A 22,626-nucleotide genomic window follows, 5' to 3' on the forward strand; every position below is an offset into this window, starting at 1 on the left:
ACTGACACCTTAAAGCAAGTACGCGCCGCCGGCTCACACCGGGCGGCGGTGCCGACGCGCGCGTCACTGGCGCGGAATGGGGTCGTACTGAGCGCAGGTGTCGTCAGGTGAAACGAGCTGGTCGTGCAGACGGCAAAGCCGGCTGTCCGCCACGCTCGCGCCAAACCCGGAACTGAACACGGCGAGGCCCGGAATGCTCTGCTCCAGTGAATGCCGATCCTCGGCGCGATACCGGCAGTTTGCACAGCGCGGCGCGCACGCATCGAAACGCGCGTGGGCCGTGCCGGCGATGCGGACCGCCTCGCTCATCACGAGCCCTGCCCCAAGCTATTCCAGTACGGTGCGAACACGTGCGCGGACAGCGCGTAGCCGATGGCGATATTGACGACCACGCCCGCCGTGAAGGCCAGAAACGGCTTCAGGCCGGTGGCCGAAAGCGCGCGCAAACGCGTGGTCAAGCCGATGCTCAGGAAACAGAACGTGAACGCCCATGTGCGTAGCGCCGTGATCGGCGCGACGAATTCGGGCGTGACGACCTTGCGGTAGTCGGCCAGCGAGTAGTGGCTGGCGATCCACGTCACCAGCGCCGACGCGATCACGAAGCCGATCACGAACTTCGGAAAACGCGCCCAGATTTCACCGGCGTTGGCCTTGGCTTTGACGCCGCTGTCCTGCGACTCCCAGCGCGTCGTCGCGACGATGGCGAGCGCGAACGCCCAGATACCGATCCAGATATCGCGCCCGACCACCTTCATCAGCGTGAACGCCTGCAGCGATGCCTCGGGAGCGCCCGCAATCGCACCACCCGCGTGCTTCGCGAAGTCGCCGTAGGCTTGCGCGGCGGCAATACCCGCGGCGTCGGCGAATTCCGACGTGCCGATCCATGCGCCCGCCACCGCTGTCGAGAGCCCCAGCGAGCGCGACGCGAAGGGCAGCACGAAAATCATCACGATCGCCCACAAGACCACCAGCGTAATCGCCACCGATGCCTGTTCGCGTTTGGCGCGCACCGCACCGGCAATCGCGATCGCCGCCGACACGCCGCACACCGCGCCGCCCACGCCCAGCACGGCCGCAAAGCGCCGGTCGAGACCGAGCGCCTTGGCGACAAGGAAGATCACGAAGAACGTCACGAGCGAGACGATGGTCGCCTGCCCGACCGCGACCGGCCCCGCCCACACCAGCAAGGTGAACGGCAGCGTCGCGCCGAGCAACACGATACCGACCTTGATATAGAACTCCACGCGCAAGCCCGCAGAAAACCACTCGGGCAACGTGAACACATTGGAAATCAGAAGGCCAAGCGCCAGCGCAACCAATGGCGGCTCGAGGTTGTACTTCGACGCATTGATCCACGCGCCCAGCGTGAAAATCAGCGCCGAGGCGATGAACAGGATCAGGAACGAGCCCAGGAAAATGCCGACCCGCTGCTTCAACGCGGCAAGGCTCACGCCGAACAGCACGGCGAATACGACGAACAGCGCGACATAGTTCGGCAGATGCTTGCCGATGTCCTGCGCGGCCTGTCCCACGCTCGCCCATTTGGCCGGCGCCACCGCCAGCCACTTGATGCTGCTGCCCGAGGCGAACAGCGCCCAGGCAATGACGATCACCAGCAGGCCGATCCAGACAGCCCACCAGTCTTCAGTTGAAAAGAGCCCGCCGCCGTGTGCGCTATGGTCACTGCGCGGTTTGCTGGGCGCGGCGCCAGTCGGCAATGTCTGGTTGGTATCGCTCATCGCAAATGCCCCGAGGAAGTTGAGGTGCGTCGGCGCGGGATTTTTGAGTTTTGCCTGAAGGTGCGCCGATTCGGCGAAATATAGGCGAGCGGTGGCGCAAAACGAAACGACCATTCGCTCTATGAATATGACTTAAAGGAGTAATGCCGCGAAGCTGTCGCAAAGCGGCCGGCAGCGGGCGTCAGATGTCGAGGGGATCGACTTCGAGATTCCAGCGCAGCACGCCTTTCAGGCCGCGCAGCATCGGCTGCCAGGCGCGCAAAGTGGCCTGCAACGCGGCCCGCGACGCGCTTTCGATCAGCAATTGCGCCCGATGCACGTGCATCACCTTGACGATGGTGAGCGGCACGGCGTCATAGACCGTCACGCGCGCGGCGGCCGGGATCTCCGTCAGCGCGGCAGCCGCCTGTTGCAGGAAAGCGAGCGCGGCTTCGAGCGTGCGGCCTTCGGCGCGCAGCAAAGCCTGATAGGCGAACGGCGGCAGATGAGCGTCGCGCCGCTCGGCCAGCGTCGAATTGGCAAAGCCGACGTAGTCATGCCGCCCCAGCGCGTGATACAGCGCATGGCGCGGATAGCGCGTCTGCACCAGCACTTCGCCCGGCAAACCGGCGCGGCCCGCGCGGCCGCTCACTTGCATCAATTGCGCGAAGAGGCGTTCGCTCGCGCGGAAATCGTGTGAAAACAAGGCAGTGTCGGCGTTCAGCACACCCACTAGCGACACGCGCTGGAAGTCGTGGCCCTTCGCGATCATCTGCGTGCCGACGAGGATATCGACCTCGCCCGCGTGGACATCGGAAAACAGCGCCTGCGCGCTGCCTTTGCGGCGTGTGCTGTCGGCGTCGATGCGCAGCACGCGGGCGCCGGGCACCGCGCTCGCCAGCGTTTCTTCGACGCGTTGCGTGCCGCGCCCCATCGGCGCGATGTCGACATTGCCGCACTCCGGGCACGAGCGTGGAATGCGTGATTCCCAGCCGCAGTGGTGGCAACGCAGCGCGCGCTCGGGTTTGTGCAACACGACGTAGGCGCTGCAACGCGGACAACCGGCCACCCAGCCGCAAGCGTCGCAGGAGAGCTGTGGTGCGTAGCCGCGCCGGTTCAGGAACACGAGACTTTGCTCGCCGCGCTCGAGCCGCACCTTCAACGCGGCGATCAACGGCCCGGACAAACCCTCCACCGAGGCCCGCCCGCGCCGCCGCTCTTCTTCGAGATCGATCAACCTGACGGTCGGCAGGACGGCCTCGGCAACCGCACGGCGCGACAGCGTGAGACGCTTATAGCGCCCCTGATCCGCCTGCCACCAGCTTTCCAGCGACGGCGTAGCCGAGCCGAGCACAACCGGCAAACCGAGTTGCTTGCCACGGTAGATCGCCAGATCGCGTGCCGAATAGCGCAAGCCTTCCTGTTGCTTGTAGGCCGGATCGTGTTCCTCGTCGACGACGATGATCGCGAGTTTCGGCAGCGAGGCAAGCACGGCCAGCCGCGTGCCGAGCACGATGCGAGCGCGCCCGGTATGCGCGGCGAACCAGTTGCGGGCGCGTTCGCCTTCCGCGAGGCCGCTGTGCAACGTGACGATCGAGGTGCCTTCGAGCGCGGCAAAGCGCGCACGGAAGGCCGACTCGAACTGTGGCGTCAGATTGATTTCAGGGACGAGGACGAGGGCCTGCGCGTCGGGCTTCGCCGCCAGAATCTCGGCGAGCGCGCGCAGATACACCTCGGTTTTGCCGCTACCAGTCACACCGTGCAGCAGGAAGGGCGCGAAGCCGTTCGCGTCGCGGATCGCTTCGACCGCAGTCGCCTGTTCGTCGGTGAGCGTGGGCAGGATGGGTGCGGGGGTATCTGGCGATGCGGGGGTGGCGAGCACCTCGGCGGCTTCGATCACTTCCAGCGCGACCCAGCCTTCGGCTTGCCATGCGTCCAGAGTTGCGATGGCCTTGGGATGCAGCGTGCGAGCGTCGGCCGCACTCAGAAACTCGGCCTCTGCCAGGGCTTGGGCAAGCTTGCGCAATGCGCTTGCACGCGCCGGCAATGTTTCCGGCAACGCGACGCGACCCTCGGCGGTCAGGCTGTAGCGCTCCTCGGGTGCGAACAGGCGCGACCAGCGCGCCGCGTCGCGCAGGGCTTGCGGCAAAGCGGGCAGGGCCACTTCCCCGAGGCCGCGCTGATAGTAGTCGGCGGCGAAGGCTGCGAGCCGCAGCCATTCGGTCGACACCGGCGGGCAGGCGGTACAGACATGGGTGACCGCTCTCAGGCGGTCGGCGGGTACGTCACTGTGAGTGGTCACTTCGCAAACGAGCCCCACCACGTGACGCTTGCCGAACGGCACGCTCACCATCATGCCCGGCGCGACACTTTCGGGCGTGTCGCAGCGGTAGTCGAACAAAGTCGGCAGCGGATGATCCAGCGCGACGCGGACGAATACTTCGCTCACGCGGCGGTGTGAATCGGGTGAATGGATGCGGCCTGACGCCGCGTCACGGTGCACATTGAGCAAACGGCGAACCCATCGAAGTTAAAGTAAAACTTCAATTTCGGCGCTAAGTTTTGGATTCGGCTGAACAATTGCAATCGGTCCGCTTGCCTGTGGATAACTTTGTTGAGAACTTCGTTCAGATGGGCCGGGAACCGCGCTGCAGCGGCCTTCTGTGGGTTTCCGCACATTTTGCCGTGAACCCTTGAAACCCTTGCCAGACAAGGCTTAGATCAAATGCGCCTGCAATGTGCAAGGGCTAGGGCACGACGAAAGCTTCTACCGCGCCGCAGCGTGATTAATGTGCATAAGTCAAGTCTTGACTTTCACAGGACCGCCATCTGACGGCCTGCCGACTACAAATATTCCCTTAGGGCGAGAGCCCAGTTCGCTGCATTGCAACAAAAATGGCAACGTTTTCGGCGTCAGCTTGGTGCATGCGCGCCGCTGCGAATCGCCCGGCTATGACGATGGACTTCATCCACGAGTTCAGCAACATTCTCCGGCGGCGTGAACTGCGAAATGCCGTGGCCGAGATTGAAAACGTGGCCGGGATGATTACCGAAGCTGTCGAGCACCGCGCGCGCTTCCATGCGGATTGCGGCCGGCGGCGCAAACAGCACCGAAGGATCGATATTGCCTTGCAGCGCCACCTTGCTACCTACGCGCTCGCGCGCCTTGCTCAGGTTCACGGTCCAATCGAGACCCACCGCATCCACACCGATATCGGCGATCTCGTCGAGCCACAACCCGCCGCCCTTCGTGAAGGTGATCACCGGCACTTTTTCTCCGTCGTGATCGCGCTTCAGTTGGCTCACGACCTGCTGGATGTACTGCAACGAGAAGCGTTGGTAGATGCCGTCAGCGAGCGCCCCGCCCCATGTGTCGAAGATCATCACAGCTTGCGCGCCGGCTTCGATCTGCGCATTCAGGTACGCCGCAACCGACTTCGCGTTGACGTCGAGAATGCGGTGCATCAGGTCCGGACGTGCGTACAGCATCGATTTGACGGTGCGGAAGTCCGCTGAACCGCCGCCTTCCACCATGTAGCACGCCAGTGTCCACGGGCTGCCCGAAAAGCCGATCAGCGGCACGCGCTGACGGCCTTGCGCGTCGGTCAGCGCGGTGCGGATTTCGCGCACGGCGTCGGTCACGTAGCGCAGTGTGGCGTCGATATCGGGAACGGCGAGGCGCGCCACATCGTATTCCGTGCGCACCGGGCGAGCGAATTTCGGACCCTCGCCGGCGACGAACTCGAGACCCAAGCCCATGGCGTCAGGCACGGTGAGGATGTCGGAGAACAGGATCGCGGCGTCGAGCGGATAGCGCTCGAGCGGCTGCAGCGTGACTTCCGTTGCGTACGCCGGGCTCTTCGCCAGACCGAGGAAACTGCCCGCGCGACCCCGCGTGGCATTGTATTCCGGCAGGTAGCGGCCAGCCTGCCGCATCAGCCAGATCGGCGTGTAGTCGGTCGGCTGGCGCAGCAGCGCGCGCAGGAAAGTGTCGTTCAGGAGTTTATGGGCCACGTTGCGTACGACTGAAGGCAAAGGAGCATTTTACCGGACCCGGCTGGCCACATCGCGCTTGATGCAGGCAATAACTGTCGCGCACCTTGCTTGCGGCCGGCTATTTTGCTGCCCGGTGCGGCGTCGTGACTCAGCTGAACGGCCAATGTTCAAGCGTGAATTGCCGGGCTATCATCCGACGGCCTTACCAAACAATTACGCGCAATCAAGGAGACTCGATGAACAAGGCAGCACTCGCACTGCTCGGCGTTTTGACCGGTGTTTTGATGCACGCAGGCGTGGCTCAGGCGCAGACCGCCGCGGCACCCTCGCGGCTTGACGAAATCCTCGCGCGCGGCACGCTGCGCGCCTGTACGACCGGCGATTACAAGCCGTACTCGTTCTACAAAGCAGACGGCCAGTTCGAAGGTATCGATATCGACATGACCGAGTCGCTCGCCAAATCGCTCGGCGTGAAGACGGAATTCGTCAAGACGTCGTGGTCGAACCTGATGAACGACTTCGTGGCGAAATGCGACGTCGGCGTGGGCGGCGTTTCGCCGACGCTCGAGCGCCAGAAGCGCGCGTTTTTCACGCAGGCGTACATGATTGACGGCAAGACGCCGATCGTTCGGTGTGACGACGTCAACAAGTATCAAACGGTGGCGCAGATCGACCAGCCGGCAACCCGCGTGATCGTCAATCCGGGCGGTACCAACGAGCGTTTCGCCAAGCAGTATTTCCCGCATGCGAACCTGACCGTCTATCCGGACAACGTGACGATCTTCAAGCAGATCCTCGCCGGCAAGGCCGACGTGATGGTGACGGATGCGTCGGAGACCTTGCTGCAACAAAAGCTGAATCCGGGCCTTTGCTCGGTGCATCCGGACAAGCCTTTCCAGTATGGCGAGAAGGCGTGGCTGCTACCGCGCGGCGATGCGGCATTCCAGCAATACGTGGATCAGTGGTTGCACCTTGCGCGAGCGACCGGCGAATATCAGGCGATCTCGGATAAGTGGCTGAAGTAAGTTGCACGGGCCGGCCTGCGCCCCGCTCAATCGGAAAAGCGAAGCAGTTCGATTGATTAATAGGTCCGCATGGCCGGCACAATCATGTAACCAGACCCCAAGGCACTACGCAAAACTCGAACAATGCGGTTGAACAAGGGCCCAACAAACCGGCCGCTTGCGACGTCCACCCTCCTGCGCGGGGTGTTGCAGCGCAACGCGCGCGTTCATCCGGGAATCGAGGGACTTCGTAACGCTGGAAAAGCGCCTGTAATACAGCCGATCTGCCCAGAAAAAGATGCGCATGCAACTATTTCATGCGGAATCGACTGAACGGATTACGCCGCAGTATGCGTCGCGAATAGCATCAATCAAGCGTATGAAATTGCGTAACAGTCATCGGTAAAAACTACGTTTAAAACGTTTCGGATTGGAAATAAGTCCCGCAACGCCTTATCTGGCGGGCGTTACAACCTGAAACACTTTGTTACCGCGCTCGTAGGTTAATTCGCCCACAATGCCCTCAACGGTTTCAACACGGATGTGGCTGGGTGCGTGGTGTGAGCGGATACGATGCACTTGCCGGTCGGCGTTTGCCGAAGCCCTGTGAAGGGGCATCCCTGCTGGGGCCGTAGTCGACGCAGGGTCGTCGTCTCAGTTGGTTCCATCTTTGGTCTCCTCGCGCTAACCCCGTAGCGTGTGGTTTTTAGCGGGCTCCAGGCCCGCTTTTTTTTCGTCTGGTTAAACGTTTGCGAGCTTCCCGACGGATCGATTTTCGGCCCACGGGTTCATTCAATGGCAAACGGTTTTCCCCAATATGCCGGCCGGCGCTGCGCGAAAATTCGCGCAGCGCCGAACCCGCTTCGCCATCAGGCTGTCTTGTCTGCCTGAATCTTCAATTCGCTGATCATCCGTTCGCGCATGACGAATTTCTGCACCTTGCCGGTCACCGTCATTGGCAATTCGTCGACGAAGCGGATGTACTTCGGCACCTTGTAGTGTGCGATCTGGCCCTGGCAGAACTGCTGGATTTCCTCAGCTGTGGCCTGCTCCCCTGAGCGCAATACGATCCACGCACACACTTCCTCGCCGTACTTTGCGTCCGGCACGCCGAAGACCTGCACGCTCTGGATTTTCGGGTGGCGGAACAAAAACTCTTCGATCTCGCGCGGGTAGATGTTTTCACCGCCGCGAATCAGCATGTCCTTCAGGCGGCCGACGATGTTGCAATAGCCTTCGGCATCGAGCGTCGCCAGATCGCCGGTATGCATCCAGCCGTCGACGATGCTTTCCCGCGTCTTCGCTTCGTCCCCCCAATAGCCCTGCATCACCGAATAGCCCTTGGTGCACAGTTCGCCCGTCTCACCGACCGGCACGATCGCGCCGAGCGGGTCGACGATCTTCACCTCCAGATGCGGCTGGATACGGCCGACCGTCGTGGTGCGTTTGTCGAGCGGATCGGTGGTCGAACTCTGGAAGGACACCGGGCTGGTCTCCGTCATGCCGTATGCGATCGTGATCTCGTTCAGATGCATCTTCGAGACGACCTTCTTCATCGTCTCGATCGGGCACGGCGAACCAGCCATGATTCCGGTCCGCAGGCGCGAGAAGTCATAAGTGGCGAAGCTCGGATGATCGAGTTCGGCGATGAACATGGTCGGCACCCCGTGCAGTGCGGTGCACTGCTCTTCGGCGACTGCCGCCAGCGTGGCGGCTGGATCGAAGCCCTCACCCGGGAACACCATATTCGCGCCGACCGATACGCAGGCCAGCACCGCCAGCACCATGCCGAAGCAGTGATAGAGCGGGACGGGAATGCACAGGCCGTCCTGCTCCGATAAACGCATTGCCATCGCGATATAGCGCGCGTTGTTGACGACGTTCCTATGGGTCAGCGTCGCGCCCTTCGGATTGCCTGTCGTGCCGCTGGTGAACTGAATGTTGATCGGGTCGTGCGAGGATAGTGTCGCACCGATGGCGTCGAGCCTGGCGACGTCAAGTGTTGCGCGGCCCTGCTCGATCACGTCCGAGAAGCTCAGCATGCCGGGCGTTTCCGTGTCGCACATGCGGATCACGTAGCGCAGATCGGGCAAGCGCGCGGCGCGCAGTTCGCCCGGCGCCTGGGTCGCCAGTTCCGGCGCGAGCTCCTGCAGCATCTCGAGGTACATCGACGTCTTGAAACGCTCTGCGGCGATGATCGCCTTGCAGCCCACCTTGTTCAAGGCGTACTCGAGTTCCGCGAGCCGGTAAGCCGGGTTGATATTGACGAGCACGGCGCCGATGCGTGCCGTAGCGAACTGGGTAAGCAGCCATTCCACCCGGTTCGGCGACCAGATGCCGACGCGGTCGCCCTTCTCGATACCGAGTGCGAGAAGACCGGCCGCCAGCACGTCGATTTCCTCGGCGAACTCCTTCCATGTCCAGCTGATTCCCTGCTCACGAAACACCACGGCTGGGCGCTCAGGGAAACGCGCCGCAGTGTCGCGCAGAAACTGGCCTACCGGGGCTTCGCTCAACGGAATCTCGGTCGACCCGCGAGCATACGACAGATTGTCTTTGGGTTCGATGAGTGCGCCTTCGCCTGACATGTGAGTTGCCATGGTGTTGTCTCCGTGAGCAGAAGCTCGCCCAGTCTATTGAAATGAAATTGAAATCGATTGTGCCACCGGCGTGTGTCCGTACGGCATCAAGTCTTACCCGCAGCGCATTGGCGGCTGCAGGACTCGCTCCGACTGCTGATCGCTCGATCCGAATGCATGATTTTGCTGACCTTTCCGTAAACGTCAAGTTAAGGTCAAAAAAAAGCAGCCGCAAGGGCTGCTTTCTCTCTGATACGTGATACTTAATTCTGACCGCGCAGCTTGCGCAGACGCTGGATCGCAGCGAGCTGAGCCGTCGCGTACGCCAGTTCCGCTTGCGCGGTGGCGTATTCGAGGTTCGAGCCCGTGTTCTGCAGCGCTTCTTCTGCGCGCTTGCGTGCATCTTCGGCCTTGGCTTCGTCGAGATCCTTACCGCGGATCGCCGTGTCGGCGAGAACCGTCACAGCGCCAGGCTGGATTTCGAGGATACCGCCGGCGACGAACACAAACTCTTCTTCGCCGTTTTCAGCTTCGATGCGCACTGCACCCGGACGAATCCGCGTGATGAGCGGCGTGTGGCCCGGCAGAATGCCGAGCTCACCTGCTTCGCCCGGCAGCGCGACGAACTTCGCCTGGCCCGAGAAGATCTGCTCTTCCGCGCTGACGACGTCTACTTTAATGGTTGCCATATCGACTCCTGTGGCGACCCAAATTAGCGCTTTGGCGCTTACTCGGGTCCCATGCAAGGCTGGATTGAGTGTAGTAAGAGGCGCCGTTTTCGCGAAATACTACCCCGCAGGTAGTATTTCAGCGCGAGCGGCGCCCGCTTCGTTACACCCGACCTTTACTGGATCTTCTTGGCCTTTTCGAAGGCTTCGTCGATCGTGCCGACCATGTAGAACGCTTGTTCCGGCAGGTGGTCACACTCGCCCTCAACGATCATCTTGAAGCCACGAATCGTTTCCTTCAGCGGCACGTACTTGCCCGGCGAACCCGTGAACACTTCAGCGACGTGGAACGGCTGCGACAGGAAACGCTGGATCTTACGAGCGCGCGCCACGGCGAGCTTGTCTTCCGGCGCCAGTTCGTCCATACCCAGAATCGCGATAATGTCGCGCAATTCCTTGTAGCGCTGCAGCGTTTGCTGTACGCCGCGCGTGATTGCGTAGTGCTCTTCGCCGATCACGTTCGGGTCGATCTGACGCGAGGTCGAATCGAGCGGGTCCACTGCCGGGTAGATACCCAGCGAAGCGATGTCACGCGACAACACGACGGTTGCGTCCAAGTGGCCGAAAGTCGTAGCCGGCGACGGGTCGGTCAAGTCATCCGCAGGGACGTACACGGCCTGAACCGACGTGATCGAGCCGGTCTTGGTCGACGTAATACGCTCTTGCAGCTTACCCATTTCTTCAGCCAGCGTCGGCTGATAGCCCACTGCCGACGGCATACGGCCGAGCAGTGCCGACACTTCCGTGCCTGCCAGCGTGAAACGGTAGATGTTGTCGACGAAGAACAGCACGTCGAGGCCTTCGTCACGGAAGTGCTCAGCCATCGTCAGACCGGTCAGCGCGACGCGCAGACGGTTGCCCGGCGGCTCGTTCATCTGGCCGTACACCAGCGCGACCTTGTCGAGAACGTTCGAGTCCTTCATTTCGTGATAGAAGTCGTTCCCTTCGCGGGTACGCTCGCCAACACCGGCGAACACGGAGTAACCACCGTGTTCCTTAGCGATGTTGTTGATCAGTTCCATCATGTTCACGGTCTTGCCCACACCGGCGCCACCGAACAGGCCAACCTTACCGCCCTTGGCGAACGGGCAGATCAGGTCGATAACCTTGATGCCGGTTTCGAGCAGTTCCGTCGACGGCGACAGTTCGTCGAACGCCGGAGCCTTCTGGTGAATACCGCGAACCACGTCCGAGTTGATCGGGCCGGCTTCGTCGATCGGGCGACCCAGCACGTCCATGATCCGGCCGAGGGTCGGCTTGCCAACCGGCACGCTGATCGGCTTACCGGTGTTCTTCACCGTCGTACCACGGCGCAGACCGTCCGAGGCACCCAGACAGACGGTGCGGACGACGCCGTCGCCCAGCTGTTGCTGGACTTCGAGGGTCAGTTCCGAACCGTCGAGAATGAGCGCGTCGTAAATCTTCGGCATGTGGTCACGCGGGAATTCCACGTCGATCACCGCGCCGATGCACTGTACGATCTTGCCTTCTACCAAAGCAGTAGTACTCATCGCTTTTCCTTTAGATACTCAATTCTTCACTCGCGCAAAGGCGCAGTTTCGGTGGGTGCGCCGCGAAGGGCGCACACGAAGCGGCGTACCTGACCTTTATGGTCAGACTGCCGCCGCGCCACCGACGATTTCCGACAGTTCTTTCGTGATCGCGGCCTGACGGCTCTTGTTGTACACGAGCTGCAGTTCGTTGATGACCGTCTTCGCATTGTCCGAAGCGGCCTTCATTGCGACCATCCGTGCCGACTGCTCCGATGCCATGTTTTCCGCGACGGCCTGATAGACCAGCGCTTCGACATAACGCACCAGCAGTTCGTCCACTACTGCCTGTGCATCCGGCTCGTAGATGTAGTCCCACTGCGTGCTCGGCGTCGTGCCGTCTTCGTCCTTGCGCTCGAACTGGTCTGCCGACAGCGGCAGCAGTTGCTCGATCACCGGCTCCTGCTTCATCGTATTGACGAAGCGCGTGTACGCGAGGTACACCGCCGAAACCTTGCCTTCCGAGTACAGGTCGAGCTGCACCTTCACCGCGCCGATCAGCTTTTCCAGATGCGGCGTGTCGCCCAGATGCACGACATTCGACACCACCTTGGCGCGCAGACGATTCAGGAAACCCAGACCCTTGGTACCGATCGCAGTTGCTTCGATCGTCTTGCCCTGGCCTTCCAGTTCCTTGAACTTCTGCAGCGACGCACGCAGCACGTTGGTGTTCATCCCGCCGCACAGACCTTTATCGGTCGTGACGAGGATGATGCCGGCCGCTTTCGCGCCTTCGTTCGACACCATGAACGGGTGACGATACTCCGGGTTCGCACGGCTCATGTGCGCAGCGATATCGCGGACCTTATCGGCATACGGGCGAGCAGCGCGCATGCGCTCCTGAGCGCGGCGCATCTTCGATGCGGCCACCATCTCCATCGCTTTCGTGATCTTGCGCGTGTTTTGCACGCTCTTGATCTTGCCGCGAATTTCCTTCATTCCAGCCATTGCTTGCTCCTTGATCGAAGCAGCGCGGGTTCAGTTGCCTGTGGCCCGCGCCGCTTCAAGGTCCGTTTATGCCTTGCGGATCATTCGCGGATCAATAAGCGCCGGACTTCTTGAAGTCTTTGAGAGCCGTATGCAGCAGGGCTTCGTCGTCCTTCGAGAGTTCCTTGGTATCTTCGATGCGCTTGATCAGGTCAGCGTGCTTCGACTTCAGGTAATCGCGCAGGCCCTTTTCGAACGGCAGCACTTGCGCGACTTCGAGGTCGTCGAGGTAACCGTTGTTCGCAGCGAACAGCGCGACAGCCAGTTCCCACACTTGCAGCGGCTGATACTGCGGCTGCTTCAGCAGTTCCGTCACGCGGCGGCCGCGCTCCAGCTGCTTGCGGGTTGCTTCGTCGAGGTCAGATGCGAACTGCGCAAACGCTGCGAGTTCACGGTACTGCGCCAGGTCGGTACGGATACCGCCCGACAGCTTCTTCACGACCTTGGTTTGAGCCGCACCACCCACGCGCGAGACCGACACACCGGCGTTAATTGCCGGGCGGATACCTGCGTTGAAGAGGTCGGTTTCCAGGAAGATCTGGCCGTCGGTAATCGAGATCACGTTCGTCGGAACGAATGCGGTCACGTCGCCTGCTTGCGTTTCAATGACCGGCAGCGCCGTCAGCGAACCGCTCTTGCCCTTCACTTCGCCGTTCGTGAACTTCTCGACGTACTCTTCCGAGACGCGAGCAGCACGCTCCAGCAGACGCGAGTGCAGATAGAACACGTCACCCGGGTAAGCTTCACGGCCCGGCGGGCGGCGCAGCAGCAGCGAGATCTGGCGGTATGCCCAAGCTTGCTTGGTCAAATCGTCATAAACGATCAGGGCGTCTTGACCGCGGTCGCGGAAGTATTCGCCCATCGTGCAGCCGGCGTACGGTGCGAGGTACTGCATCGCAGCCGATTCCGAAGCCGAAGCGGCCACGACGATCGTGTATTCCAGCGCGCCGGTTTCTTCCAGCTTGCGCACCACGTTCATGATCGACGAAGCTTTCTGGCCGATCGCGACGTAGATACAGAAGAGGTTCTTGCCCTTCTGGTTGATGATCGCGTCGACTGCGACTGCGGTCTTGCCGCACTGGCGGTCGCCGATGATCAGCTCACGCTGGCCACGGCCAACCGGCACCATCGCGTCGATCGACTTCAGACCGGTTTGAACCGGTTCCGAAACCGACTTACGCCAGATCACGCCCGGAGCGATCTTTTCGATTGCGTCGGTTTTCTTCGCGTTGATCGGGCCCTTGCCGTCGATCGGGTTGCCGAGTGCATCGACCACGCGGCCGAGCAGCTCCGGACCCACCGGCACTTCGAGAATGCGGCCCGTCGTCTTGACGACGTCGCCTTCCGAAATGTGTTCGTACTCACCCAGAATCACGGCGCCGACCGAGTCGCGCTCGAGGTTCAGTGCGAGACCGAAGGTGTTGCCCGGGAATTCGAGCATTTCGCCCTGCATCACTTCCGACAGGCCGTGGATACGCACGATACCGTCGGTCACGGAGATCACGGTGCCCTGGTTGCGAACGTCTGCGCTCGCTTCAAGGCCCTGGATCCTGCTCTTGATCAGCTCGCTGATCTCAGAGGGATTGAGTTGCATTATTCGCTCCTGATAGTCAATTCTGTTGCGTGCCAGCCGCTTCAGCGCCTTAGGCGCTTCAGGCCGTCAGAGCCGTCTGCATGCTGGCAAGCCGCGCGCGGACCGAGGTATCGAGCACTTCGTCACCGACCGTCACGCGCACGCCGCCGATGAGCGACGAGTCGACTTCGACCGTCGGCTTCAGCTTGCGCTTGAATTTGCGTTCGAGACCTGCGACGAGTTCGTTCAACTGCGCGCCTTCGAGCGGGAATGCGCTGACGATCAGCACATCTGCCGCCCCTTCGCGGGCGTTCTTCAACTCTTCGAACTGCGTGGCGATTTCCGGCAGCAATTGCAGGCGATGGTTATCGACCAGCATTTGCACCAGATTCTTCGCTTGCGCATTGTCCTTGAGCGGCGACTTGACCGCGGACAGCAGCAGATCGCTGACCTGTGCGCGGCTCACTTTCGGGCTCGAGGCGATCGACAGCACTTCGGGCAGACGCGCAACCTGTGCCAGCTCCTGCACGAGCGTGGACCAGGCGGCGATGTCACCAGCTTCGGCCACGCCAAACAGCGCTTCTGCGTACGGACGGGCGATGGTTGCAAGTTCGGCCATGATCAGAGCTCGGCTTTCAGTTGATTCAGCAGGTCAGCGTGAGCTGCCTGGTCGACTTCGCGCTTCAGGATCTGTTCAGCGCCCTTCACTGCCAGTGCAGCAACTTCGCCGCGCAGCGTTTCGCGGGCTTTCACGACTTGCTGTTCCGCGTCGGCCTTCGCTTGCGCGATGATGCGAGCGGCTTCAGCTTGTGCTTGAGCCTTGATTTCGTCGGCGACTGTCACTGCGCGCTTTTCTGCGTCAGCAATACGTTGCTGACCGTCGTTGCGGGCCTGAGCCAGTTCCTGGTCGACGCGCTTGTGGGCGGCTTCGAGTTCAGCCTTGCCCTTTTCAGCGGCAGACAAACCGTCAGCAATCTTCTTTGAGCGCTCGTCGAGGGCGTTGATCAACGGCGGCCACACGAACTTCATCGTGAACCACGCGAGGATCAGGAACACGACCATTTGCGCAAACAGGGTTGCGTTGAGATTCACGGTGTTTCCTTAAACGTTGCTAGTTCGGAAAGTGAAACGGCAAGGCGCTCATCGATTCTGTATTCGATCAGCGCCCAAGTGCCCGTTCCGCCCTGCGCCTTTACCAGTTATAGCTCAGGCGCAAACTTCCGAGGAACCTCAGCCTGCCAGCTTCGACAGCAGCGGGTTCGCGAACGCGAACAGCATTGCCACACCAACGCCAATCAGGAACGCAGCATCGATCAGACCAGCCAGCAGGAACATCTTGGTTTGCAGCGGGTTCATCAGTTCCGGTTGACGAGCACATGCTTCGATGTACTTGCCACCCATCAGGCCGATACCGATACAGGCGCCGATTGCACCCAGGCCGATGATGATGCCGATACCGATGGCGGTCAGACCCTGGATGTTGGCGATGAAAGCTTGCATGATCACTCCTTTGTGAAAAGTCTTTTAGAACTGGTTGGAACTGGGATTTAATAAAAACAAAACTAAAACAATTCGTCGTTCGACACGCCGTGATTAGTGGCTGTCGTGTGCCTGTCCGATGTACACCAGCGTCAGCATCATGAAAATGAACGCTTGCAGCAGAACGATCAGGATGTGGAAGATCGCCCAGACCGTGCCTGCAATGACGTGGCCGATAAAGCCGAGCACTGACGCGTCCGCGCCGAAACCCCACATGCTGCCGAGGAGAGCAATCAGCAGGAACAACAGCTCGCCCGCGTACATGTTGCCGAACAGCCGCATGCCGAGCGAAACCGTCTTTGCGACGAACTCGATGATGTTCAATGCAAGGTTCGGGATCCACAGCAGCGGATGCGCGCCGAACGGAGCCGACAGCAGTTCATGCACGAAGCCGCCTGCGCCCTTGATCTTGAAGTTGTAGTAAATCATCAGCGCGAACACGCCGAGTGCGATACCGAGCGTACCGTTCAGGTCGGCCGTCGGCACGATGCGATGGTGGGGGATGGCTTCCGACAAACCCAGCCAGCCGATTACGCGGCCCGGCAGGTCGACGGGGATGAAGTCGAGCGAGTTCATCAGCGCGACCCAGACGAACACTGTCAGGGCCAGCGGTGCGATGAAGGTGCGCGTGCCGTGGATCATCGACTTCGATTGATCTTCGACCATCTCGACCAGCATTTCGATCGCGCACTGGAAACGACCCGGCACGCCGGACGTCGCCTTGCGAGCCGCCAGATGCAGGATGGCGATCGTGGCCAGACCGCAAACGATCGACCAGAAAAGGGTGTCCAGATTCCACACGTGAATGTCGAAAATCGACGTCTGGTGCGCGGTGGAAAAGTTCTGCAAGTGGTGCGCGATGTACTCGGACGGATCCAGAGCGCGCGTGCCTTCGCTAGCTGCCATATCGTTAATGCCACCCAAATTGTCGAAAATCGTCTTAGGCCGTTCCCGCCGCAATTCTCTATTGCGGGAACACGCCGGGTGCGGATCGTGTCATATCCGCACTCCTTACGCCAGCGCTGCGCGCCGGCCTGAATTTTGTGTTGCTACTCTCTGCTCCTACCTTAGCGCCACGCGAGGGCGATCCAGTATGTCTTGAGCGCGATGAGGTAAGTCACGAGCAGCGGCACCCAGCGTACGTCGTGATACCAGAAGGCGATGGCTACAAACATCGCGATCGTTGTCCCCATCTTGAGCGCTTCGCCGATCATCCAGCTCATCACTGTTTCGGCGCCGCTCAGCGTTCTAAGTCGTGCCGCGAACAACGCGCCCGGCACCCAGCAGATCGCTCCCCCCAGGAACGCGGACAGCGCAGCAGCGCCCGGCGGCTTGTAGAACAGCCACCACACCAGCGTAGCACCCAGGGACAAAACCATTTGCGCCACCACGACCTTGAAAGGCGTGACGCGCGATGGACGACTCACATTCGGACCAAACAGCTTTTCAGCCTCAGCCCGCGTGAGCGGAACGATATTGTTATCTTGTTGCTCGACATCCCACGCATCGTCAGTTGTAACGTGCTGACCGGTGGACGCAACGGAAACGGTGCGTTCAGCGCGGTGGTCGTCACGCCCATTCTTCGGCGCTTGATTCGACGTTTTAACCGCCATCGCAGTGTTCCGAAAGTCTTGTTCCAGCCCGCGAGCTTACGCTGCGCTTACGGGGTTGCCGTGCAATTAAATCCGGGCGATTGTAAGCGATAGTTGCAGGCAATTCAAGACTTTAGGCCTTTCAATAACCAGTGTGAAAACGGCCGCCACGATGCGGGAACGCGAACTCGGGCGGTGTGTACACGGCAAATGTAAGGCGGCCGGGGGATGGCAAAACATGCGCGCTGAGTCAGGCCGCTTGAAGCGCTCGGGTGCATCGTTTCGACGCTGCTACGGACGTCTCAAAAATGCAACAGACGATGTTTTTTGCCACGTTTGGTAGACATGGAGGACTGCGCCGGGTAGAAGCGCGATGGTGATTGCAGGGCCCACCCCCATGGCGACCAAACATCACCGGAGCCCGCCCTCTGCCCTGACGGTCGACGCAGCATGTAGCCAGGCGCCTGCCACTTCATGCCGGTCCCGCCCTGCCCTCGCATCCCGCCAATCCCGGCGTTGGCACCTAGCGCCCGCTGACAGATCCCAGCAAGTGAAAGGACGGAGTACGCGAAACCCGTGGCGCCGCCGCGGCCAAGCCTGCGCGGCCAATCCAGCTCACCGCACAACCCGGCCACGTCCGCGTCACCACGGAAATATCCGCTCAAACTGATACATCGCAATCCTTATTATTAAACGCGACACATAGTTAGGTATCCAACCGATATCCACATAGGTTATCAATTGAGCAGGGGAACCATCAAACAAGCCATGCTTGCGGCGGATACGACCGGCGCCCCGCCGCTACCGCCGAACAGCACACCAGGCGCGCCAAACAGCTTGCGAGCGTGAGCTGAGAATCAGAAACCAGCCCCAGCCAGCCCACAAACATGCCCAACATCCTTCTCATTCAACCCGCCACGCTCAAGCCGTTGCGTTACCGCGCAACCGGACAAGAATCCCTTCCAACGCGTCCAGATCGCCAAAATCCACCAACACTTGGCCACGGCCGCGTCGGCCGAGCTTGATCTTTACCGTTGCGGCGAGCAGATCCGACAATTCCTCCTCAAGCCGTCGCGTATCGCGGCCGCCGTCCTGATTCGCTCGCGCCTTGACCGCAGGCGCAACTTTAGTCGTCGTCGTCACCAGCTTTTCGGTTTCGCGTACCGACATGCGCTTGTTGACGACCTGGTTGGCCAACGTGATCTGCGTCGCGGCGTCGACGGCCAGAAGCGCGCGTGCATGCCCCATGTCGAGATCGCCGGCCAGCAGCATCGTCTGCACCGGCGACGCCAGGTTCAGCAAACGCAGCAAGTTCGACACAGCACTGCGCGAACGGCCAACCGATTCGGCCGCCTGTTCGTGCGTGAAATTGAACTCGTCGAGCAAGCGTTGAATACCCTGCGCTTCTTCCAGCGGATTCAGATCTTCGCGCTGAATATTCTCAATCAGCGCCATCGCAGCGGCAGCCTGGTCCGGCACGTCCCTCACCAGCACCGGCACCTCATTGAGACCGGCGATACGTGCCGCACGGAAGCGCCGCTCGCCGGCGATGATCTCGTACTTATCCGCCGATACCGGCCGCACCAGGATAGGCTGCATGAGCCCCTGAGCGCGGATGCTGGCGGCCAATTCCTGCAACGCGCCCTCGTCCATGCGCGTACGCGGCTGGTACTTGCCGGCCTGCAGCTTACTGAGCGGCAGCACGTTCGGTGCGCCCTCGATCACGACGGCCTCGGTAATATCCGCACTGCCACCCAGCAATGCTTCCAAACCGCGACCCAACCCTTTCTTTCTTGCTACTGCGTTCATCGTGCTTCCTCGATCCGCTTAGGACGCCTGGGGCGCGTCATTCAATGTGCGCACCCGCTCAATCATCTCTGCACCGAACTGCACATACGCCTGCGCACCGCGCGAGGCCTTATCGAACACGACGCCCGGCAACCCATAGCTAGGCGCCTCGGCAAGGCGTACGTTGCGCGGGATCACCACGTCGAACACCTTGTCGCCAAAGTGCTCTTTCAGTTGATCCGAAACTTGTTGTTGCAAGGTGATGCGCGGATCGAACATCACGCGCAGCAGGCCGATCACCTTCAGGTCGCGATTCAGGTTCGCGTGCACCTGCTTGATCGTGTTGACCAGGTCGGACAGTCCCTCAAGTGCGAAGTACTCGCATTGCATCGGGATCACTACGCCATGGGCGGCGCACAGACCATTGAGCGTCAGCAGCGACAGAGCCGGCGGGCAGTCGATCAGCACGAATTCATATTCGCTTTCGACCTCCGCCAGGGCGACTTTCAGCTGACGCTCGCGGTGCTGCACGCTGACCAGTTCGACTTCGGCACCCGCCAGTTCACGGTTCGCGGGCAGCACGTCGTAGCCGACGGCTTCCGGACGCACTCGCGCATCCGCCACAGCTACGCCATCCACAAGCACTTCGTAGACGGTGTTCGCACACGCCGCCTTGTCGACACCGCTGCCCATCGTGGCGTTGCCCTGCGGGTCCAGATCGATGAGAAGGACTCGCTGTCCCTGCGCTGCCAGGCTCGCGGCCAGATTGACTGCCGTCGTCGTCTTGCCGACGCCGCCCTTCTGGTTCGCAACGCAGAAGATTTTTGCCATCGTTGGTGTGTCCCTTTTGCTGCTTGAATAAAGTAGAAAGCGCTCGTGGTATGCGGTGCGTGCCTGTCACCTACTGGTGGCGGCCTCAGCTACGCTCGTCCACCCGCACCTTGATCAGATGCCGCTCAGCGTCGAGCGACGGCACATTCAGCCGGATGATCTGCTCCACATGGGCACCCGCCGGCAGGCGCTCGATCTCACCATCCGGACGCACCCCCTTCATCGCCCAGATCGCACCCTGCTCTGCAACGAGATGACGGGCCAGTGTAACGAAATCCGCGAGCTCTGCGAATGCACGCGACACGATTACGTCGAACTTTGCCGGTACTTCGGCGCCCGACCGCAAAGTCTCGACCCGGCCCGTGACAACCGACAGATTCGCAAGGCCGAGCTCGGCTTTGGCCTGGGCCTGAAAAGCCGTCTTCTTGTGCACGATGTCGTTCACGGTGACGGTCCACTCAGGCAGGACGATGGCCAGCACGATACCAGGCAAGCCGCCACCGGAGCCCACGTCCAGCACCGAAGACGCGCCGCGCGTAGCGAGATGCGGCACGATCGAAAGCGAATCCAGGATGTGCTGGATCAACATCTGCCGCGGATCGCGAATCGCCGTCAGGTTGTAGACGGCATTCCATTTGGACAGCAGCGCAACGTAGTCGAGCAGTTTGCCGAGTTGCGCGTCGCTGAGATCGAGGCCGAGCTCGCGGACGCCGTCCGCTAGCAGCGGCGCCAATGCCTCGTTACCGCCTCCCTTCTGACTCACCGTCATTGCACCACCGGTGTGCTGTCCGCGCCGGGTTCGGCGGGTTTCGTCGAACGGCGTCCCAAGCCACGCTTGAGGTGAACCATCAGCAAGGAGATCGCCGCCGGCGTAATGCCGGAGATACGCGACGCCTGGCCGATGGTTTCAGGGCGGAATTGCGTCAGTTTCTGACGCGCTTCAAACGACAGCCCTCTTACCTCCGCGTAGTCCAACCCCTCCGGCAAACGCGTACTTTCGTGCGACTCATTCCGCTCGATCTCATCGGCCTGGCGGTCGATATAGCCTTGATACTTGATGCCAATCTCGATCTGTTCCTTGATCTGGGCGAGCAGAACGTCGTCTTCGGCTAGCGTCTCAGGCGCAGCACATGCACCCTCGCGCAAACCGCAGACACCGTCGTAAGTCACACCCGGACGGCGCAGCAGATCCGCCAAACTGTATTCGTGGTCGATCGGCTTGCCGAGCAATGCCGTCGCTTCTTCGGCCGGCAGCGTCTTGGGGTTGACCCACGTCGTGCGAAGGCGCTCTGTTTCACGTGAAACAGCATCGCGCTTGCGGCTGAATGCGTCCCAACGGACGTCATCGACCACGCCGAGTTCGCGGCCGATCTCCGTCAGACGCATATCGGCGTTATCTTCACGAAGGCTCAGACGGTATTCGGCGCGGCTCGTGAACATGCGATACGGCTCGGATACCCCTTGCGTCACCAGATCGTCGACCAGAACACCCAAGTAGGCCTGATCGCGGCGCGGGCACCATGCATCCTTGCCCTGCACGTGCAAGCCGGCGTTGATCCCCGCCAGCAAACCTTGCGCAGCCGCTTCTTCGTAGCCGGTTGTGCCATTGATCTGGCCCGCAAAGAACAGCCCGTTGATCACCTTGGTCTCCAGCGATGCCTTCAGCCCTCGCGGATCGAAGTAGTCGTATTCGATGGCATATCCCGGCCGCAGAATATGCGCGTGCTCCAAACCACGCATCGAACGCACGAGTTCCAGTTGCACGTCGAACGGCAGGCTGGTGGAAATCCCGTTGGGATAGAACTCGTTCGTCGTCAGCCCTTCTGGCTCGAGGAAGATCTGATGCGATTCCTTCGACGCAAAACGGTGAATCTTGTCTTCGATCGACGGGCAGTACCGCGGCCCCACCCCTTCGATCACGCCGGTGTACATCGGTGAGCGGTCGAGACCACCACGGATGATGTCGTGCGTCCGCTCATTCGTATTCGTGACCCAGCACGGCACTTGACGCGGATGCTGCTCGACGCGCCCCAGAAACGAGAAAACCGGCACCGGATCCAGATCGCCCGGTTGCTCTTCGAGCTTCGAAAAGTCGATCGTCCGACCGTCGATGCGCGGCGGCGTCCCGGTCTTGAGGCGGCCTTGCGGCAGCTTCAGCTCCTTTAGACGACCGGACAGCGACACCGCTGCCGGATCGCCGGCACGGCCACCGGTGTAGTTGTTCAAACCCACGTGAATCTTGCCGTCGAGGAACGTCCCAGCCGTCAGCACGACTGCGCGCGAGCGGAAACGAATCCCCACCTGCGTCACCGCACCGACCACCCGGTCGCCTTCCACCATCAGATCGTCGACCGCTTGCTGGAACAGCCACAGGTTCGGCTGATTCTCCAGCCGATGCCGGATCGCCTGCTTGTACAACAGACGGTCCGCCTGCGCGCGCGTCGCGCGAACGGCAGGCCCCTTCGACGAATTGAGGATGCGGAACTGGATCCCGCCCTCGTCCGTCGCAGCCGCCATCGCACCGCCGAGCGCATCGACTTCCTTCACCAGATGGCCTTTGCCAATGCCGCCGATGGACGGATTACAGCTCATCTGACCGAGGGTTTCGATGTTATGCGTCAACAGGAGCGTCGTATTGCCCATGCGTGCCGAAGCCAAAGCGGCCTCAGTGCCCGCATGACCGCCGCCGACGACGATTACGTCAAATTCTGTGGGAAAAAGCATCGCAGATCTCACGCCAG

At 61.2% G+C, this 22,626-nt stretch carries 19 protein-coding genes; 1 reads left to right on the forward strand and 18 read right to left on the reverse strand.

Annotated elements, in window-relative coordinates:
* Positions 1–63 precede the first annotated feature (63 nt).
* The 4 genes from BM438_RS11915 to hemE form a co-directional block, all read right to left on the reverse strand.
* Positions 64–309, reverse strand: a complete 246-nt coding sequence (locus tag BM438_RS11915; RefSeq protein ID WP_167378373.1) for a hypothetical protein — start codon at positions 307–309, stop codon at positions 64–66.
* Entirely contained in the window at positions 309–1,739 is a 1,431-nt protein-coding gene (locus BM438_RS11920; protein ID WP_093634670.1) for a YeiH family protein, read from the reverse strand. The genes BM438_RS11915 and BM438_RS11920 overlap by 1 nt, the downstream gene beginning before the upstream one ends.
* A gap of 181 nt (positions 1,740–1,920) precedes the next feature.
* Positions 1,921–4,167, reverse strand: coding sequence for a primosomal protein N' (locus BM438_RS11925; RefSeq protein ID WP_093634671.1), 2,247 nt, complete (start codon positions 4,165–4,167; stop codon positions 1,921–1,923).
* Positions 4,168–4,631: 464 nt separating this feature from the next.
* A complete protein-coding gene (hemE, locus tag BM438_RS11930; RefSeq protein WP_093634482.1) occupies positions 4,632–5,732 on the reverse strand; it encodes a uroporphyrinogen decarboxylase in 1,101 nt (366 codons plus the stop codon).
* A 218-nt stretch (positions 5,733–5,950) separates the two neighbouring features.
* Here hemE and BM438_RS11935 point away from each other — a divergent pair, with 218 nt between their 5' ends.
* Positions 5,951–6,739, forward strand: coding sequence for a transporter substrate-binding domain-containing protein (locus BM438_RS11935; RefSeq protein ID WP_093634483.1), 789 nt, complete (start codon positions 5,951–5,953; stop codon positions 6,737–6,739).
* Positions 6,740–7,587: 848 nt separating this feature from the next.
* Here the strand turns inward: BM438_RS11935 and BM438_RS11940 are convergent.
* The 14 genes from BM438_RS11940 to mnmG form a co-directional block, all read right to left on the reverse strand.
* Positions 7,588–9,318: an AMP-binding protein gene (locus BM438_RS11940; RefSeq protein ID WP_093634484.1), complete on the reverse strand. Its 1,731-nt coding sequence runs from the start codon at positions 9,316–9,318 to the stop codon at positions 7,588–7,590.
* A gap of 242 nt (positions 9,319–9,560) precedes the next feature.
* A complete protein-coding gene (locus tag BM438_RS11945) occupies positions 9,561–9,986 on the reverse strand; it encodes a F0F1 ATP synthase subunit epsilon (RefSeq protein ID WP_012434800.1) in 426 nt (141 codons plus the stop codon).
* 155 nt (positions 9,987–10,141) lie between these two features.
* Positions 10,142–11,536: a F0F1 ATP synthase subunit beta gene (gene atpD / locus BM438_RS11950; protein ID WP_093634485.1), complete on the reverse strand. Its 1,395-nt coding sequence runs from the start codon at positions 11,534–11,536 to the stop codon at positions 10,142–10,144.
* A gap of 102 nt (positions 11,537–11,638) precedes the next feature.
* Positions 11,639–12,523 carry a F0F1 ATP synthase subunit gamma gene (atpG, locus tag BM438_RS11955; RefSeq protein ID WP_054038570.1) on the reverse strand — a complete coding sequence of 295 codons (885 nt, stop codon included), beginning with the start codon at positions 12,521–12,523 and terminating at the stop codon, positions 11,639–11,641.
* Between the two features lie 91 nt (positions 12,524–12,614).
* Complete coding sequence (gene atpA, locus BM438_RS11960; RefSeq protein WP_093634486.1) at positions 12,615–14,156, reverse strand: F0F1 ATP synthase subunit alpha; 1,542 nt, start codon at positions 14,154–14,156, stop codon at positions 12,615–12,617.
* Positions 14,157–14,214: 58 nt separating this feature from the next.
* Positions 14,215–14,754: a F0F1 ATP synthase subunit delta gene (locus BM438_RS11965; protein WP_054038574.1), complete on the reverse strand. Its 540-nt coding sequence runs from the start codon at positions 14,752–14,754 to the stop codon at positions 14,215–14,217.
* A 2-nt stretch (positions 14,755–14,756) separates the two neighbouring features.
* Positions 14,757–15,227: a F0F1 ATP synthase subunit B gene (locus BM438_RS11970; protein ID WP_054038575.1), complete on the reverse strand. Its 471-nt coding sequence runs from the start codon at positions 15,225–15,227 to the stop codon at positions 14,757–14,759.
* A gap of 138 nt (positions 15,228–15,365) precedes the next feature.
* On the reverse strand, positions 15,366–15,635 hold the full coding sequence (atpE, locus tag BM438_RS11975) for a F0F1 ATP synthase subunit C (protein WP_007180033.1): 270 nt from the start codon (positions 15,633–15,635) through the stop codon (positions 15,366–15,368).
* Between the two features lie 93 nt (positions 15,636–15,728).
* Positions 15,729–16,580 carry a F0F1 ATP synthase subunit A gene (atpB, locus tag BM438_RS11980; protein WP_093634487.1) on the reverse strand — a complete coding sequence of 284 codons (852 nt, stop codon included), beginning with the start codon at positions 16,578–16,580 and terminating at the stop codon, positions 15,729–15,731.
* 161 nt (positions 16,581–16,741) lie between these two features.
* Entirely contained in the window at positions 16,742–17,287 is a 546-nt protein-coding gene (locus BM438_RS11985) for an ATP synthase subunit I (RefSeq protein ID WP_054038579.1), read from the reverse strand.
* Between the two features lie 900 nt (positions 17,288–18,187).
* Positions 18,188–19,075, reverse strand: a complete 888-nt coding sequence (locus BM438_RS11990; protein ID WP_093634488.1) for a ParB/RepB/Spo0J family partition protein — start codon at positions 19,073–19,075, stop codon at positions 18,188–18,190.
* Between the two features lie 18 nt (positions 19,076–19,093).
* Positions 19,094–19,885 carry a ParA family protein gene (locus BM438_RS11995; protein WP_093634489.1) on the reverse strand — a complete coding sequence of 264 codons (792 nt, stop codon included), beginning with the start codon at positions 19,883–19,885 and terminating at the stop codon, positions 19,094–19,096.
* 85 nt (positions 19,886–19,970) lie between these two features.
* A complete protein-coding gene (gene rsmG / locus BM438_RS12000) occupies positions 19,971–20,654 on the reverse strand; it encodes a 16S rRNA (guanine(527)-N(7))-methyltransferase RsmG (protein WP_093634490.1) in 684 nt (227 codons plus the stop codon).
* Positions 20,651–22,609, reverse strand: coding sequence for a tRNA uridine-5-carboxymethylaminomethyl(34) synthesis enzyme MnmG (gene mnmG, locus BM438_RS12005; RefSeq protein WP_093634491.1), 1,959 nt, complete (start codon positions 22,607–22,609; stop codon positions 20,651–20,653). The genes rsmG and mnmG overlap by 4 nt, the downstream gene beginning before the upstream one ends.
* Positions 22,610–22,626 lie beyond the last annotated feature (17 nt).

This window comes from Paraburkholderia aspalathi (assembly GCF_900116445.1).
Taxonomy (GTDB): Bacteria; Pseudomonadota; Gammaproteobacteria; order Burkholderiales; family Burkholderiaceae; genus Paraburkholderia; species Paraburkholderia aspalathi.